The sequence below is a fragment of the Succinivibrio faecicola genome (assembly GCF_019448115.1).
In the GTDB taxonomy this organism is placed as follows: Bacteria; Pseudomonadota; Gammaproteobacteria; order Enterobacterales; family Succinivibrionaceae; genus Succinivibrio; species Succinivibrio faecicola.
The window spans coordinates 1-736 of the sequence record NZ_JAGFNY010000098.1 but is presented as its reverse complement, the minus strand read 5'-3'; the positions used below and the strand labels follow the sequence as shown (position 1 = coordinate 736).

General features: G+C 35.5%; 1 protein-coding gene. It reads right to left on the bottom strand.

The window, feature by feature from the left end; genetic code table 11:
- Positions 1-651 (bottom strand): hypothetical protein (locus J5V48_RS09790; protein ID WP_219938471.1); only part of this gene is annotated, 651 nt, incomplete at its 3' end.
- Positions 652-736: the final 85 nt, after the last annotated feature.

Below are 736 nucleotides of genomic sequence, written 5' to 3'. Positions count from 1 at the left end.
AGCACCTAGTGCTTTAAGCACCAGGGCTACAGATCGCTCAGGTGTTTCTGAATTAAAACTAATGCAGTGACCATTAGAGGTAACTTTGATTTCTGTGCCTAACTTAGTTGTATTACAGGTGAAAGAGGCTACGCTCTTAGGTGTATTTGCTGCAACATTGGTAGATACAGTTTCATCTTGAGCATTAGAGTTCTCTTGGATGTTAACCACTTTAACTAGCTCTTCACCTCCATCTTCTTCAGATGTGACGGTTAGAGAAGCTGATTCAATAGCTTGAGTTGATTTATATTCGTCAAAGGCTCGTTTAAATTCAACAGCCTTCATTAAATTATAAAAGTGATTAGAGCTTACTCCTAAGCCAACTTTATAGCATTTGTAAAATTCAATTCTAGATAAACCACTAAATTGCATTTCATCATAGGTTTTGCTCCAAAAAACAAAAGTATTAGCATCTGAATTATCGTTTGATGAACATTTTATAAAGTGAAGATAATTCCTCAAATGATGCTTAGACATTATTTTATGCCGATCTAAACCATTCTTTTGGCAGAACAGGCTAAGGCTAACATCATAAAAGGATTCAAATGTTCCTTTGAAAGATAGGTAATCGTCTGCAATTTTAAAATATAGGGAATATTCTAGCTTGTGCATAATTCACTCCTTACAGAAGTTTCTCAACAGGAGCAATTATGCAAGATTTTGAAAAAGCCATCATCTAGGTGATGGGGACCTTACG